This is a genomic window from Nocardiopsis algeriensis, from assembly GCF_014203695.1.
Taxonomy (GTDB): domain Bacteria; phylum Actinomycetota; class Actinomycetes; order Streptosporangiales; family Streptosporangiaceae; genus Nocardiopsis; species Nocardiopsis algeriensis.
On record NZ_JACHJO010000006.1, the window covers coordinates 161502 to 176608 of the forward strand.

Below are 15107 nucleotides of genomic sequence, written 5' to 3' on the forward strand. Positions count from 1 at the left end.
TAGCCTTTTTGGACAACCTTTATCAACCGGGCGCAAAGTGTCCGCTATGTCTCTCTAAGTTCATCCATCTGCGGGTATGACGCGCGCCTCCCGCTTCCGGTGTACACGCCGCGGCCTCCTTCCCGTATCGGTCCGGAATCGGGCAGCCGCCCGGCGGACACGGGAAGGGCCCCTCCCCGTGAGGACGGGAAGGGGCCCTGTGCCGGTTGCCGCCGGGCGGCAGGGAGGCTAGGCCTCGGTGTCGCTGCCGGCGGACTTGCGCTTGCGGCTCAGGTAGATCGCCGCGCCGCCCGCGCCGAGGGCGGCCACGCCGACGCCGACGAGGCCGGCCAGGGCGCCACCGGTCACCGGCAGGCTGGGCTTGTCGTCAGCCGGAGGGGTCGGCTTCGGGGTCTCGCTGGGCTCCTCGGGGGCCGAGGGCTCCTCGCTGGGCTCCTCCGGAGCGGAAGGCTCCTCGCTGGGCTCCTCGGGGGCCGAGGGCTCCTCGCTGGGCTCCTCGGGCTTGGCGGTCCAGGTGGCGGACGCGGAGGCCTCGACCGTGGTGGTGCCGCCCTCGGCGGTGATCAGCGTCTGGGTCGGCTTGGAGTCCTCGCCCTTGAACAGGCGGCCGGCCTGGACGGTGGCGGAGGTCTCCAGGCTGAAGGAGGCCTCGCCCGCCTCGGCCTCGGCCGGGACGGAGAAGCCGACCTTGTCGCCGTCACCGACGGAGCTGACGGCCTCGCCGGTGGCCAGGTCGATCAGCTCCACGCCCTCGGGCGCGCTCAGGTCGACCGGGACGTCCTCGGCGCTGGTGGAGATGGTGAAGCTGCCGACCGTGCCGCCGGCCTCGCCGGTGGCCGACTCCGGGGTGATGCTCAGGGTCGGGGCGGGCTCCTCGGTCTGCGGCAGCTCCTCGGCGTTGGCGACGAGCCAGTCGTAGACCGCCTTGACGTCCTCGGAGTTGCCCTGCTCCTTCAGGTCCACGTCGTTGCTGAAGTGCCAGATGGCGGCCTGGGTGGCGGCGAGGGCGTCCTTGCCGCTCAGGCCCTCCACGCCCGCGGCCGTGCCGAGCTCGGCGGCGCCGACGGCCGGGTAGGCGTTCTGCAGGATCCAGTGGACCTTGGCCGGAGCGGCGAACTCGCCCTTGCCCGGGTAGTTGGCCCAGGAGTCCTCCAGGTACCAGGCACCGGTGCGGATGCTGGTCTCGAAGTCGATGCAGTACATCGTCAGGACGGTGCCGTCCTCGAGACGCAGGTTGAACAGCGTGGTGCCGATGGTGCCGCCGGTGGTGGAGACACGGGTTCCCGACTCGGCGTTGTCGAGGTACTGGCCGCGGGCCGATCCCTCGGTGACAGGCTCGGCCGCGGCGGGGGCGGCCAGGCCGAACGCGAGGAAAGCGGCGGCGGTGGCCGCCAGACCCGCACGGGCGAACGTGCGGGAGGAAGAGATGTGAGTCACTGTGTGTCCCGGTGTTCTGCGTAGGGGTAACCGGATGTGAGCCGCCTCGTGCCTGAGGGCACTGGAGGAGGCTCGGTGCGACGGCCCGGCACGGCGGTTCTCCGGAACAGGGAACCGCCTCGAATGCGAAGCCCGTTGTCGCGACGCCAGGGGCAGGGGACGTGCGCACGTGGGGAGCGGGCGGAGTCGAAGGTTGGGGGTCGCCGTGGCGCGGGAGCCGGAAGGGCCGGCCGCGCCTGGCCGATCGCTTGCCCGATACTAGCGACCCGCAACGGTGCTTCCAAGCCGTTCCCGCGAAAAACTCGGCCTATATGGACAAGAAAAAATTCTTTCCAAGAAAATCCGGATTCAAGCCTGAAACATGACAACCGAACTGCGGTCATAGGCGTCTGACAGAAAGTCACTCACGCCGTTTACGGCCCAGAAGCAAGATGATCAGGCCGGACACCAGCAGGGCCCCGGCGATGACCAGAAGCCCGGAGAGCCAGGTCCCCGTGACCGGCAGATCCTCGTCGGAGTTTCGGTCACCCGCTTCGGACGGCACCTCCGCGTCGGGTTCCTCGGCCTCGGGCGCCTCCGCCGCCACGGGCGGGCCCTCCTGCGGCGTCTCCTCGGGGGCCTCGGGCGCGGGCGCGGAGGGCTGCGCCGGCCTCTCCTGCGACTGCCAGGTGAGGGTGGCGCTCGCCGTACTCGTCGCCCGCCCGGCCTCCGCCGTCACCAGCGGCTGGGTGCGCACCCCGTTGCGGCCCGTGAACAGCTGACCCTCGGGCAGCGGCAGGCCCTCGCCGCGCAGGTGCACGGTCACCACGCCGGCGGGAACGGACGGGTCCACGTCCAGGTACAGCTCGTCGCCGCTGTCGGCCTGCGCGACCTGGACGCCGTCGCCGTCGACCAGCCACGACGTCGGCGCACCGCTCAGCGACACATCCACCGGTTTCCCGCCGAGGCTGGAGACCTCCAGCGGACCCAGGGGCTCCTCCGGGGAGACGGCCTCCACGTGCGAGGGGGACACCGACAAGGAGCGCTGCGCGGTCTGGTCGGGAGCGGAGTCGCTGCCCTCCACCAGGAAGTCGTAGAGGGCCACGACCGCGGGGGCGTTGCCCGCCTCGCGGTCCAGCTCCACCCCGTCCAGGACATGCCACAGCGCGGCCTGCGTGGCCGCGATCGCCTGGCCCTCCTCCAGCGTCACCGCGGGCAGGTCCGCCGACAGCTCGGTGAGGTCCACGCTCGGGTAGGAGTGGGACACGATCCAGCGCGCCCTGTCCGCGGGGTCGCCCGGCCGGGCGGTCACGGACCAGCCCTCGGCCTCCTCCCACGCCGACTCCACGTAGGCGGTGTGCGGACGCACCTCGTCCGCCCCGGCCGCGTAGGCCCGCACCGACTCGCGCGCGCCCACGCGCAGGCTGAACAGGGAGGTTCCGAGCCTGCGCCCGTCGGACAGCACGACCTCGGCACCGGCGACCGGAGCCCGGTCCACCCGGGAGAAGTCGTCGGCGCGGGCGGCGGGTACGCCGAGCAGAGTGCCCGTCAGGGCGGTGGCGGAGAGCAGTGCGGCGCACCTGCGCAGGATGCCCATGGTCAGCTCCTGGGCGTGGGACGGACGGGTCGCCGAAGGGCCGACCGGTGAGAACGTGAGATCCGGATCCCCAGACTAACGGCCGCGCGCCTCCCCGGCCGGTCCGACGCCCCTACATGCGGCCCAATCGTGTACTCCTCGTGACATCCCCGATCGCGCCCGGACCCGGTTCCGGGCATCGCCACCCCCGCACGCTCGGTAGGCTGAGCTGGAAGGTATGTCCTCTACGGAAACGGGTTTGCGGCGATGGCCCACGCGGTAACTCCTAGCCCTGTCTCTCACGAAGGCCCCACCCCTGTGGCCTACGAGCAGGCGCTGGCCAGGTACGAGCCCGTGCTCGGCCTGGAGACCCATATCGAGCTGGGCACCGCCTCGAAGATGTTCTGCTCCTGCCCCACGGCCTTCGGGGCCGAGCCCAACACGCAGGTGTGCCCGGTCTGCCTGGCGCTGCCGGGCTCGCTGCCGGTCGTCAACGAGAAGGCCGTCGAGGGAGCCATCCGCCTCGGGCTGGCGCTCAACTGCTCGATCGCGCCCTGGGGGCGGTTCGCCCGGAAGAACTACTTCTATCCGGACATGCCGAAGAACTACCAGATCTCCCAGTACGACGAGCCGATCTGCGTCGACGGGTACCTGGACGTCACCGTCGACACCCCCGAGGGCCCGCGCACGTTCCGCGTGGAGATCGAGCGCGTCCACATGGAGGAGGACACCGGCAAGACCTCGCACAAGGGCGGGGCCACCGGCCGTATCCACGGCGCCGAGTACTCCATCGTCGACTACAACCGCGCCGGCATCCCCCTGCTGGAGATCGTCACCAAGCCCATCACCGGCACCGACGGGCTCGCCCCGCTGGTGGCCCGCGCCTACGCCGCCGAGCTGCGCGACCTGGTCCGCTCCCTGGGCATCTCCGACGTGCGCATGGAGGAGGGCTCCATGCGCTGCGACGTCAACGTGTCGATCAACGAGCGCGGCGCCGCCGAGTGGGGCACCCGCACCGAGACCAAGAACGTCAACTCCCTGCGCTCGGTCGAGCGCGCCGTGCGCTCGGAGATCGAGCGCCAGGCCGGGGTCCTGGACGCCGGGCAGAAGGTCGTCCAGGAGACCCGCCACTTCCAGGAGCACATCGGCGCCAGCGTCTCGGGCCGCAGCAAGGAGGAGGCACAGGACTACCGCTACTTTCCGGACCCCGACCTCGTTCCGGTCGCCCCGTCCGAGGAGTGGATCGAGCAGCTGCGCGCCACCCTGCCCGAGCTGCCCGCGGCCAAGCGCGCCCGGGTACGTGCGGAGTGGGACCTCAGCGACACCGAGCTGCGCGACCTGGTCAACGCCGACGCCATCGACCTGGTCGAGGCGACCGTCGCCGCCGGAGCCCCGTCGGGCGAGGCGCGCAAGCTCTGGCTCAACGAGCTCTCCCGCCGCGCCACCGAGCAGGAGATCGAGCTCGCGGCCCTGCCCATCACCCCGGGTCAGGTCGCGCGGATCATCGCCCTGGTCGCCGAGGGCACGCTCACCAACAAGCTGGCCCGCCAGGTCGTCGAGGGCGTCCTGGCCGGCGAGGGCGAGCCCGACGAGGTCGTCGAGGCGCGCGGCCTCAAGGTGGTCAGCGACGACGGTGCGCTCGGTGCGGCCGTGGACGAGGCCATCGCCGCCAACCCCGACGCGGCCGACAAGGTGCGCGGCGGCAAGGTCGCCGCGGCCGGCGCCCTCGTGGGCGCGGTGATGAAGGCGACCCGCGGCCAGGCCGACGCCGGCCGTGCGCGCGAGCTCATCCTGGAGCGCCTGGGCGCGAAGTAGACCCCGTGCTTCCCGGTGGTCCGGTGTCCGCGGCCGGCGCGGCCGGCCCGGACGCGCCCCCGGGCACGGGACCGCCAGGGCGGGGCCGGTGCCGGTTTCCCCGGCCCTCAACCGGCGTGTGACCTTGGTTGCGTAGGGTGGCCACACGCGGGAGGGCTGCGCCGTCGGTTCACCCTCTCCCGCCCCTGTTCCGACAGAACCCGGGAGGCAGGCCGCGTACCGGGCGCCGCCGCGCCCGGAACCGTACGACCCGAGGATGGGTGCTCCATGTCCGAGGAGAGAGCGCGACAGCGGCGTTCCGCCGCCGGCGCCGCGACACGCTCCCGGGGAGGCCTCTGATGGGGACCCGGGCGCGCCGCCTGCTGCTGGCCGGGGTGGGGATCCTCTTCCTGGTCCACCTCGTCTGCATCGGCATCCCGCTGGGGGAGGAGACCGTGGCGGCGGCGCTCGGGGAATGGCCCGGAACCGTCGCCGCGGGCGCGGCCGGCATCTCCCTGCTCCGGGCCGCGCGCCTCTGGGAGCGGGGCGGGACCGGGCACGGCGGCGGTTCCGACGGCGTGGACGGGGGCGCCGCGCTGCGCAACCTGGGCTTCGCAGCCCTGGCCTGGTGCGCGGGCGGCCTCACCCACGGGATCACCCGCCTGTTCGTCTCCGACTCGATCCTGTCCCTGACGCTGGGCGACCTGTTCCTGCTCGCCGCGCTGCCCCTGTTCGCGGTGGGCTTCACCCGCCTCGCCCCCTGGCCGGGCGGGATACGGACCGCCCTGCGGCACATCACCGACAGCTACGTGTGCGCCGCGGCGGTGTTCTCCGTGGTGTGGCTGCTGGTGTTCTCCCCGCTGTACCGGGAGCTGGGGGAAGGCGCCGGATTCCTGGGCTTCGCGCTGGTCTACCCGGTCGCCGACATCGCCGTCCTGTGCCTGCTCGTCCCGCTGGTGTTCATGTCGCCGCACAGCATGCGGCGGGTGGTGCTGCCGGCGATCGGCGCCTTCGCCCTCATCACCGCCGCGGACCTGGTGGGGGCGGTCACCCGCCTGACCGGACCCGCCGTGGCGGGGGGCATCGAGCACCCGCTGAAACTCCTCGGATTCCTCGTGCTGGGGGCGCTGCCGTGGCTGGTGGGGCACCGGCCGGGGTCGGAGCCGCGCCGGATCACCGGGCGGGGCCTGTACCGGTTCGCCCCCGAGCTCGCCGCGGTCGGGGCGGTGGCCGTGGCCGCCGTGGCCCTGACCGTCTCGGGGCTGGGCCTGCCGGGGGTGGCCCCGGTGCTGCCGCTGGCCGCGGGCACGGCGGTGCTGGCCCTGCTGGTGCGGATGCTGGGCATGATGGAGGAGAACGCGACCCTGGCGCGCATGGTGCGCAACCGCGAGATCCACTTCCACGAGCTGGCGCGCAACAGCGGCGACGTCGTCCTCGTCCTGGACCGGGACGGCGGCGTGGACTACGTCAGCCCCGGCACCGCGGAGGCCTTCGGGTACCGGGTCGACGACGTGCTGGCCGCGCCGGTGACCTCCCTGCTCCACCCCGAGGACCTGGAGCGCACGAAGGAGGTGGGCGAGCTGTTCACGGGCTGCGCGGGACAGGGCGTGCACCTGCGACTGCGGGTGCGGGCCGCGGACGGGACGTGGCGGCACACCGAGTCGACGGTGTCCCTGTACGAGCAGCCCGGCGAGCCGGACCGGCTCCTAGTGACCACCCGCGACATCAGCGCCCAGGTGGCGCTGCAGAACGAGGTGGAGCACCTGACCTTCCACGACGGCGTGACGGGCCTGCCCAACCGGGCCTACCTGGAGCAGCGCGCCGGCGACGTGCTCGCGCACCGGGTGATCAGCGACGACGCCGCGGGGACGGTCGCGGTGGTCTTCCTGGACCTGGACGGCTTCACGGCGGTCAACGACGCCGCGGGGCACGCCGGCGGCGACCACGTGCTGTCGCAGGCGGCCCGCAGGCTGCGGGGGGAGCTGGACTCGAACGCGACCCTGGCCCGCTGGGGCGGCGACGAGTTCGCCGTCCTGGTGGAGGAGGCGCCCAAGGCCCAGCGGGTGGTGGACCTGGCCGAGCGGCTGGGCCGGGTGATCGCCTCCGAGCCGTTCCAGACCGCCGACCGCGAGATGGTGCTGACCGCCAGCATCGGGGTGGCGTTCGCCGAGACCGGTACCGGCAGCGGCGAGCTGCTGCGCAACGCCGACGTGGCCCTGACCCGGGCCAAGGAGGGGGGCCCCGGCACGGTCGAGGTGTACGCGGCCCACATGCACGACAAGGTGCTCTCCCGCCTGGAGCTCCAGGTCCGGCTGCGCCGGGCCCTGGCCGAGGGCGAGTTCTACCTGGAGTACCAGCCGGTGGTGGACCTGGGCACCTCGCAGGTGACCTCGGTGGAGGCCCTGGTGCGCTGGGGCCGGGACGGCGAGGCCGTGGGTCCCGACGCGTTCCTCGGCGCGGCCGAGGAATCGGGGCTGATCGTCCCCCTGGGGGAGTGGATCCTGCGGGAGGCGTGCGAGAAGGTCTCCGTGTGGCGGCTCTCGGACTGGGACATCGCCCTGTCGGTGAACCTGTCGCCGCGCCAGGTCCTCTCGCCCCGGTTCGTGGAGACGGTGGAGCGGATCCTGGCGGAGACGGGGCTCTCCGCCGAGTTCCTCACCCTGGAGGTCGACGAGGAGATCCTGCTCGACAACGGGGGAGAGGCCGTCCAGCGGCTCGCGGAGCTGCGTGAGCTGGGTGTGCAGCTGGCCATCGACGACTACGGGATGGGCTACGCCTCGCTGGCGCACCTGCGCAGGCTGAGCGTGGACGCGATCAAGATCGACCCCTCGTTCACCGCGGACCTGGGCCGTGACGGCACGGTGACGCTGCTCACGCACACGATCATCCAGCTCGGCCGGGACCTGGGCGTGCAGGTGGTGGCCGAGGGCATCGAGCGGGCGGAGCAGCTGGAGCAGCTGCGGGCGATGGGCTGCGACCGGGGCCAGGGGTTCCTGGTCGCGCGGCCGATGTCGGCGGCCGGGGTGGAGGCCCTGGTCGGCGGGGAGGCGGGTGCGAGCCTCTGAGAGGCGTCTCACCAGGTGGTATCCCCGGCGCGTCGGTCGGGGCGCACGGAAGGGCTCCTTCGCCCGTTTTCCCAGTTCACAGGGGGAGTGGCATGTGACGCAGGTCGCATTGTGAAATTTCTGTCTCATAATGTGAGACAAAAGGGTGATCTTGTTGACGCGCCCGCCCACCATCGGCCAATCTTGGGAGCGTGCAGAGCAACTCCCTGATTCTCGTACTTGGTCGGCGCGCAGCCCACTGAGTTTCTTCTGCTGCGCGCCAACCCCTCAACCGCCGTCGGGCGGTGGGGGTTTTTTTATTGCCGGACCAAGCCACGAGACAGACCCATCAAAGCCAGAGCCCCGTGCCGCTCTGGGCCCTCGCGAAGGATCTTGAGATGACCGAGCAGATGACCGGCGCCCAATCGCTGATCAGGTCGCTGGAACACGTCGGCGTTGACACTGTCTTCGGTATTCCGGGCGGCGCCATCCTCCCCGCGTACGACCCCCTCTACGACTCCGCCGAGGTGCGCCACATCCTCATGCGGCACGAACAGGGAGCCGGCCACGCCGCCGAGGGCTACGCCTACGCCACCGGACGCCCCGGCGTCTGCATGGCCACCAGCGGCCCCGGCGCCACCAACCTGGTCACGCCGCTGGCGGACGCCTACATGGACTCGGTCCCCATGGTCGCGATCACCGGCCAGGTCGCCTCCCCGATGATCGGCACCGACGCCTTCCAGGAAGCCGACATCTGCGGCATCACGATGCCGATCACCAAGCACAACCTCCTCGTCCGGACCGCGGCCGACATTCCGCGCGCCGTCGCCGAGGCCTTCCACATCGCCTCCAGCGGCCGCCCCGGCCCGGTCCTGGTCGACATCACCAAGGACGCCCTCCAGGGCGACGCCGCGTTCGTCTGGCCCGAGCGCCTGGACCTGCCCGGCTACCGCCCCGTCACCAAGCCCCACGGCAAGCAGGTCCGCGAGGCCGCCCGGATGATCCTCGAGGCCCGGCGCCCCGTCCTCTACGTCGGCGGCGGCGTGCTGCGCGCCGGGGCCGCGGCCGAGCTGCGGATCCTGGCCGAGCTGACCGGCGTTCCCGTCGTCACGACCCTGATGGCCCGCGGCGTCTTCCCCGACAGCCACCCGCAGTACGTCGGCATGCCGGGCATGCACGGCGACGTCGCCGCCGTCGGCGCCCTGCAGCAGGCCGACCTCATCGTCGCCCTGGGCGCGCGCTTCGACGACCGGGTCACCGGCCGCCTGGACAGCTTCGCCCCCGGCGCCAAGATCGTCCACGCCGACATCGACCCCGCCGAGATCTCCAAGAACCGCCACGCCGACGTGCCCATCGTCGGGGACTGCCGCGAGGTGCTCGCCGACCTGGTCGTGGCCGTGCGCGCCGACCAGGAGAAGGGCCGCGCCGGCGACTACGGGGCCTGGTGGCAGCACCTGGGCCGCATGCGCACCACCTACCCCAAGGGTTACGACGTTCCCGAGGACGGCAGCCTGGCCCCGCAGATGGTCATCGAGCGCCTGGGCAAGGTCGTGGGCCCCGAGGCCACCTACGTCGCCGGCGTCGGCCAGCACCAGATGTGGGCCGCCCAGTTCATCGACCACGAGCGCCCCGGCTCCTTCGTCAACTCCGGCGGCCTGGGCACCATGGGCTTCTCCGTCCCGGCCGCCCTGGGGGCCAAGGTGGGCGACCCCGGCCGCGCGGTCTGGTCGGTCGACGGCGACGGCTGCTTCCAGATGACCAACCAGGAGCTGGCCACCTGCGCCGTTGAGAACATCCCGATCAAGGTCGCCCTGGTCAACAACGGCAACCTGGGCATGGTGCGCCAGTGGCAGACCCTGTTCTACGAGGGCCGCTACTCCAACACCGACCTGCAGACGTCCCCCAGGGACGAGAAGATCCGGATTCCGGACTTCGTCAAGCTGGCCGAGGCGTACGGTTGTGTCGGCCTGCGGTGCGAGCGCGCCGAGGACGTCGATGCCACCATCGAGAAGGCCATGGCGATCGACGACGTCCCGGTCGTCGTCGACTTCACCGTCAACCACGACGCGATGGTCTGGCCCATGGTCGGACCCGGCGTCAGCAACGACGAGATCCAGTACGCGCGCGACATGGCGCCGAGCTGGGAACACGAGGACTAGAGGAGAAGCCGAACCACCATGAGCAGTCACACGCTTTCCGTTCTGGTGGAGGACACCCCCGGTATCCTCGCCCGCGCCTCCTCTCTGTTCTCCCGCCGCGGTTTCAACATCGACTCGCTCAGTGTCAGCACGACCGAGTACCCCGGACTGTCCAGGATGACAATCGTGGTCAACTGCGACCTCCACCCCTTGGAGCAGGTGACCAAACAGCTCAACAAGCTGGTCAACGTCGTCAAGATCGTGGAGATGGACACCACCGCGTCGGTCCGGCGCGAGCTCCTGCTCGTGAAGGTCAAGGCCGACGCGTCGAGCCGCACCCACGTGCTTCAGACGGCCGAGCTGTTCCGCGCCCACATCGTGGACGTCAGCCCGGACGTCGTCGTCATCGAGGCCACCGGCGACCCCGAGAAGCTCGATGCCCTGGTGAAGAACCTGGAGCCGTTCGGTATCCGGGAACTGGTCAAGTCAGGGCTGGTCGCCCTGGGGCGCGGGCCCCGGTCGATCACCGACCGCTCTCTCCGCCCCGTCGAGCGCAGCGCCTGAGACGGGACAGGGGTCCGGAGCGAGCCGCCGGATCCCGCCACGCGCCCCCAACCAACGTGTCAAGCAAGGAGTAACCCCAAGTGGCAGCACAGATGTACTACGACGACGCCGCGGACATCGCGCTCATCCAGAGCAAGAAGGTCGCCGTGATCGGCTACGGCAGTCAGGGGCACGCGCACGCGCTGTCGCTGCGGGACTCGGGCGTCGACGTGCGGATCGGCCTGGCGGAGGGCTCCAAGAGCCGGGCCAAGGTCGAGGAGGACGGCCTGCGCGTCCTCACCCCCGCGGAGGCCACCCGCGAGGCCGACGTCGTCATGATCCTGGTCCCCGACCACATCCACAGGGACCTGTACAAGGACGAGATCGAGCCGAACCTGGAGCCGGGCAACGCCCTGTTCTTCGGCCACGGCTTCAGCATCCGCTACGGCTTCATCACCCCGCCCGAGGGCGTCGACGTCGCGATGGTCGCCCCCAAGGGCCCGGGCCACCTGGTCCGCCGCCAGTTCGAGGCCGGGCGCGGCGTGCCCTGCCTGGTCGCGGTCGAGAAGGACGCCAGCGGGCAGGCCTGGGACCTGGCCCTGTCGTGGGCCAAGGGCATCGGCGGCACCAAGGCCGGCGTCATCAAGACCACCTTCAAGGAGGAGACCGAGACCGACCTCTTCGGTGAGCAGGCCGTGCTGTGCGGCGGCACCGAGGAGCTGGTCAAGGCCGGTTTCGCCACTCTGGTGGAAGCGGGCTACCAGCCCGAGATCGCCTACTTCGAGTGCCTGCACGAGCTCAAGCTGATCGTCGACCTCATGTACGAGGGCGGCATCTCCAAGATGAACTGGTCGGTCTCCGACAACGCCGAGTACGGCGGCTACACCCGCGGCCCGCGCGTGATCACCGAGCAGACCCGCGAGGAGATGCGCAAGATCCTGCGCGAGATCCAGGACGGCTCCTACGCCAAGGAGCTCATGGACGAGTTCGACGCCGGACAGCCGACGTTCACCAAGCGCCGCGAGGCCGAGCAGAACGAGCAGATCGAGAAGGTGGGCGCCGAGCTGCGCCCCCTGATGAGCTGGCTCAAGGCCTAGGCCCCAGCCCTTCAGGGACGGGACCGATGGGGGTAGGCGGCGAAGACCACCTGCCCCCTTCGCCTTCCCTACCGCGGCAGTAGACTTCAGAACGGCCGTCCTCCCCGATCCGCAGGCTGGCTCTACCTGCGCATATCGGGACGCGCAACCCGAAAAGGAACCCCTGTGTCCAAACCCGCCGTACTTGTAGCGGAAGAACTCTCCCCCGCCGGAATCGCGCTGCTCGAAGAGGACTTCGAGGTGCGCCGCGTGGACGGCTCCGACCGCTCCCAGCTCCTTCCGGCCCTGGCCGACGTGGACGCGCTCATCGTCCGCAGCGCCACCAAGGTGGACGCCGAGGCCCTCGCCGCGGCCGGTCGCCTCCAGGTGGTCGCCCGGGCCGGGGTCGGCCTGGACAACGTGGACGTGGAGGCCGCCACCAAGGCCGGCGTGCTGGTGGTCAACGCCCCGACCTCCAACATCATCAGCGCCGCCGAGCAGGCCGTGAACCTCCTCCTGGCCAGCGCCCGCAACACCGCTCCGGCGCACAACGCGCTGGTCAACGGCGAGTGGAAGCGCTCCAAGTACACCGGTGTGGAGCTGTACGAGAAGACCGTCGGCATCGTGGGCCTGGGCCGCATCGGCGCCCTGGTCGCCCAGCGCATGCTGGCCTTCGGCACCAGGGCCATCGCCTACGACCCGTTCGTGCAGCCCGCGCGGGCCGCGCAGATGGGTGTGGAGGTCACCACGCTCGACGACCTGCTCGAGCGCTCCGACTTCATCACCATCCACCTGCCCAAGAACAAGGACACCCTGGGCCTGATCGGCGAGGAGGCGCTGCGCAAGGTCAAGCCGACCGTGCGCATCGTCAACGCCGCGCGCGGCGGCATCCTCGACGAGGACGCGCTGTACCAGGCCCTCAAGGAGGGCCGCGTGGGCGGTGCGGGCATCGACGTGTTCGCCAAGGAGCCGTGCACGGACAGCCCGCTGTTCGAGTTCGAGAACGTCGTGGTGGCCCCGCACCTGGGCGCCAGCACCCACGAGGCGCAGGAGAAGGCGGGCACGCAGGTGGCCCGCTCGGTGAAGCTGGCGCTGTCGGGCGAGTTCGTGCCCGACGCGGTCAACGTCCAGGGCACCGGCGTGGCCGAGGAGATCAAGCCGGGCCTGCCGCTGACCGAGAAGCTCGGCCGGGTCTTCACCGCCCTGGCGGGCACGATCGCCAGCCGCATCGACGTCGAGGTGCGCGGCGAGATCGCCGCCCACGACGTCAAGGTGCTGGAGCTGGCCGCGCTCAAGGGCGTGTTCGCCGACGTGGTCGAGGACGCGGTGACCTTCGTCAACGCGCCGCTGCTGGCCAAGGAGCGCGGCGTCGAGGTCAACTTGGTCACCAGCGACGACAGCAGCGACTGGCGCAACCTGATCTCGGTGCGCGGTGTGCTGGCCGACGGCACCCGCGTGTCGGTCTCGGGCACGCTGACCGGCCCCCGCCAGATCGAGAAGCTGGTGGAGGTCAACAACTACACCCTGGAGATCGGCCTGGCCGAGCACATGGTGTTCCTGTCCTACGACGACCGCCCCGGCATGGTCGGCAAGGTCGGCGCCCTGCTCGGCGAGGCCGGCGTCAACATCGCGGGCATGCAGGTCATCCGCGACGAGGAGGGCGGCCAGGCCCTCATCGCCCTGACCGTCGACTCCGCCGTTCCGGAGCCCGTGCTCGCCTCGATCTCCGCCGAGATCGACGCGGCCGTCACCCGCCAGGTCGACCTGGAGGACTGACCTTCCCCGACCCGAAGGCCGCACCGCATGATGCGCGGTGCGGCCTTTGTGGCATTTCAGAGGAAATGTCGTCACGCCCATGACCAGTGGAAACACGCCGACGTCTCACATCGTGGGATGCTCTGGTCATATAGTTGGACATCCGATATTCTGAAGCCCTAGGAGTTGCACTCCGCCCGCTCGCCCGAACACGGGCCGCGAGGGCGGCCCCGCGGAGGACCCCGCCGGGACGGAACTCTTTCTCCGGTCACCGCCGACCGCACACCCATCGCGCGCGCCGAGACCGCCTGTTTCCCGTCCTTGGTCACGCAACGCATCTGGAGTTTCACATGTACGACATGGTCGAGTACCCGTCCGCGCCCGAGTCCGACGACGAGATCGCCCGCGCCCTCCAGGAGGCGCTGAACCGCCGCGACTGAGCGGTCCGTCGTGGGGGCGCGTCGCCCCCGCGGCGACTTCCGGTCCTCGGCCCCGGTATGGTTGTCTCATTCAGTGTTCATTGTGATCTCACCATCTGAGAAGAAGCAGGTGGGGTCCCGAGTGGATCAGAGGCAGTATGGCAGCGCGCACGGTGAAACTGGCCGTCATCCCCGGTGACGGAATCGGCCCCGAGGTGGTCGCCGAGGGCCTCAAGGTGCTGGAAACGGCGATCGCCCCGCACGACCTGGCCGTGGAGACGACCGAGTACGAGCTCGGCGCCAAGCTCTGGCACCGCACCGGTGAGACGCTGCCCGACTCGGTGGAGCAGGAGCTGGCCGGGCACGACGCCGTCTTCCTGGGCGCCGTCGGCGACCCGTCCGTGCCCAGCGGCGTCCTCGAACGCGGCCTGCTGCTGCGCCTGCGCTTCGACTTCGACCACTACGTCAACCTGCGTCCCGTGCGCCTCTACCCCGGTGTCGAGAGCCCACTGGCGGGTGTGACCCCCGAGGACATCGACATGCTCGTCGTCCGCGAGGGCACCGAGGGCCCCTACGCCGGCGCCGGCGGCGTGCTGCGCAAGGGCACCCCGTACGAGATCGCCACGCAGGACAGCGTCAACACCCGCTTCGGCGTCGAGCGCGTCGTCCGCTACGCCTTCGCCAAGGCCGCCGAGCGCCCGCGCAAGAAGCTCACGCTCGTCCACAAGGACAACGTCCTGACCTACGCCGGGGAGCTGTGGCAGCGCACCGTCCGCGAGGTCGGCGCCGAGTACCCGCAGGTCGCCGTGGACTACTGCCACGTCGACGCCGCGTCGATGTTCTTCGTCAACCAGCCCGCGCGCTTCGACGTCGTGGTCACCGACAACCTGTTCGGCGACATCATCACCGACATCGGCGCCGCCGTCACCGGAGGCATCGGGCTGGCCGCCAGCGGCAACATCAACCCCGACAACACCTTCCCCAGCATGTTCGAGCCGGTCCACGGCTCGGCGCCCGACATCGCGGGCCAGGGCAAGGCCGACCCCACCGCGACGGTGCTCTCGGCCGCCCTCATGCTGGACCACCTCGGCGTTCCCGAGGCGGCCCGCCGCATCGAGGCGGCGGTCTCGGCCGACCTCAAGAGCCGGGGCCACGGTGTCCGCTCCACGTCCCGGATCGGCGACGACCTCGCCGCCCGAGTAGCCGAGCAGGGCTGACCCCCTTCCCGTCGGCCCTGCCCTCCTGCTCCGAGGCGCGGCCGGCACCGACACGAGGCGCGCCCGGAAACCCTCCGAGCGCGCCTTTCGCACGGGTGCGCTCTTCCGACAGACTAGATCCGGGCCGGC

General features: G+C 71.0%; 9 protein-coding genes. 7 read left to right on the forward strand and 2 right to left on the reverse strand.

What is annotated here, in order from left to right; translation table 11 throughout:
• Positions 1–228: 228 nt before the first annotated feature.
• Positions 229–1437 (reverse strand): Cys-Gln thioester bond-forming surface protein, encoded by a 1209-nt coding sequence (locus tag FHS13_RS11210; protein ID WP_184291258.1) that lies wholly within the window; start codon positions 1435–1437, stop codon positions 229–231.
• Positions 1438–1837: 400 nt separating this feature from the next.
• Positions 1838–3013, reverse strand: a complete 1176-nt coding sequence (locus FHS13_RS11215) for a Cys-Gln thioester bond-forming surface protein (RefSeq protein WP_184291260.1) — start codon at positions 3011–3013, stop codon at positions 1838–1840.
• Between the two features lie 297 nt (positions 3014–3310).
• Here FHS13_RS11215 and gatB point away from each other — a divergent pair, with 297 nt between their 5' ends.
• The 7 genes from gatB (at position 3311) to FHS13_RS11250 (ending at position 14978) form a co-directional block, all read left to right on the forward strand.
• Positions 3311–4807: an Asp-tRNA(Asn)/Glu-tRNA(Gln) amidotransferase subunit GatB gene (gene gatB, locus FHS13_RS11220; protein WP_184291262.1), complete on the forward strand. Its 1497-nt coding sequence runs from the start codon at positions 3311–3313 to the stop codon at positions 4805–4807.
• A gap of 338 nt (positions 4808–5145) precedes the next feature.
• On the forward strand, positions 5146–7851 hold the full coding sequence (locus FHS13_RS11225) for a putative bifunctional diguanylate cyclase/phosphodiesterase (RefSeq protein ID WP_184291264.1): 2706 nt from the start codon (positions 5146–5148) through the stop codon (positions 7849–7851).
• Between the two features lie 284 nt (positions 7852–8135).
• On the forward strand, positions 8136–9989 hold the full coding sequence (locus FHS13_RS11230) for an acetolactate synthase large subunit (protein WP_343064988.1): 1854 nt from the start codon (positions 8136–8138) through the stop codon (positions 9987–9989).
• Between the two features lie 18 nt (positions 9990–10007).
• On the forward strand, positions 10008–10532 hold the full coding sequence (gene ilvN, locus FHS13_RS11235) for an acetolactate synthase small subunit (RefSeq protein WP_184291274.1): 525 nt from the start codon (positions 10008–10010) through the stop codon (positions 10530–10532).
• 80 nt (positions 10533–10612) lie between these two features.
• Positions 10613–11608 carry a ketol-acid reductoisomerase gene (ilvC, locus tag FHS13_RS11240; protein ID WP_184291276.1) on the forward strand — a complete coding sequence of 332 codons (996 nt, stop codon included), beginning with the start codon at positions 10613–10615 and terminating at the stop codon, positions 11606–11608.
• A 165-nt stretch (positions 11609–11773) separates the two neighbouring features.
• Positions 11774–13363: a phosphoglycerate dehydrogenase gene (gene serA / locus FHS13_RS11245; RefSeq protein ID WP_184291278.1), complete on the forward strand. Its 1590-nt coding sequence runs from the start codon at positions 11774–11776 to the stop codon at positions 13361–13363.
• 556 nt (positions 13364–13919) lie between these two features.
• Positions 13920–14978 carry a 3-isopropylmalate dehydrogenase gene (locus FHS13_RS11250; protein WP_184291280.1) on the forward strand — a complete coding sequence of 353 codons (1059 nt, stop codon included), beginning with the start codon at positions 13920–13922 and terminating at the stop codon, positions 14976–14978.
• Positions 14979–15107: the final 129 nt, after the last annotated feature.